We start from the raw sequence: 1348 nt of genomic DNA on the forward strand, positions 1-1348 counted from the left end.
TGTCGCCGCCGCTGTTGTCCAGGTTTGCCACCTGCAGGGCCAGCTGGCCCCCGCTCAATTGTCCCTTGCCCGTGTTCACCAGCGCCTGCGCGTTGCCCGCATTGGCCGTGATCGACAGCAGGCCCGGTGTGCTCACCACTGCGCCATGGGTCAGCACATTGCCCTGTGTTGCCGTCAGGGCGATATTCGCCGCGCCCGTCTGGCTGCCGCTCAAGTCCAGCGCCGTGCCCGTCAGGCTGGCCTGGCCCGCCGCCAGGTTCTGCCCGCTGGCCGTGATCGCCTGCGTGGCGCTCAAGGTCAGGTCGCCGCTGGTGCCCAGGCTGCCGTCGGCGTGCAGGCCCGCACCCAGCAAGCCGCTGCTGCTGATGCGGTTGGCCTGCAAGGTCGTATTGCCCAGCGCGGCGATGGAACCACTATTGATCAACGCACCGCCCACCGTCCACTGCTGGTCGCGGCCCGCATACAGCAAACCTGTGTTCGTCAAGTCGCCCGTCAGCGTGGCGCGCACATCCTTGCCTGCGCTCAGCACGCCCTGCGCATTGCGCACGCTGCCGGCGTCCAGGCCGATGCTGCCGTTGCTGGCCTGCAGCGTGCCGCCGCTGTTGTCGACCGTACCCGCCTTTATTTGGATGTCCTGCGTGGCGGCAAGTACCCCATCCACATTGTTCAGCAGACCCTGGCTGGCCAGTTCCAGCGACGCCGTCGAGGTGATGCGGCCCTTGCCGCTATTGTCGATGCTGCCCGCCTGCACCTGCAGCTGGCCATTCGCCGCCAATTCGCCGGCCTGGCGGTTATCGAGCTGCCCGCGCACCGTCACATGGGCCGTGCCCGTGCCCGTCTGCAGCAGCTTGCCGCCCTGGTTGTCCAGCTGGCCCACCTGCACCGCCAGCTGGCCGGCGCTCAGCGTGCCCTTGGCGTTTTGCAAGGTTTGCTGTTCCTGGCCGTTGGCCGTGATGTTCAGCAGTCCCGGCGTACTCAGCACGGCACCTGCCGTGCTGATGTTGCCTAGGCTTGCCGTCAAGTCGATGCTGGCGGCGCTGGTCTGGCTGTGGCCCAGGTCCACCTCCGCGCCCGTCAGGCTGGCGTGGCCCGCCGCCAGGTTCTGCCCGCTGGCCGTGATTCCTTGTGTAGCCGTCAGGGTCAGGTCGCCGCTGGTGCCCAGGCTGCCGTCGGCCTTGACACCGGCGCCCAGCAGGCTTTGCGTGCCGCTGTCGATGCGCTCCGCCGTGATGCGGTTATCGCCCTGCGCCACGATCACGCCCGTATTGCTCAAGGTGCCCGTGACCTGCAGGCGCTGATTGCCGGCCGCGTACAGGCTGCCGCTGTTGCCCACCACACCAGCCTGCGT

At 68.2% G+C, this 1348-nt stretch carries 1 protein-coding gene; it reads right to left on the reverse strand.

The genetic code is table 11. From position 1 onward, the window contains the following. Nucleotides 1-1348: beta strand repeat-containing protein (locus tag GCN74_RS28170; RefSeq protein WP_413541570.1), on the reverse strand; the 1348-nt coding region annotated here is incomplete at both ends.

The organism is Janthinobacterium sp. FT14W (assembly GCF_009208755.1).
GTDB lineage: Bacteria > Pseudomonadota > Gammaproteobacteria > Burkholderiales > Burkholderiaceae_D > Janthinobacterium > Janthinobacterium violaceinigrum.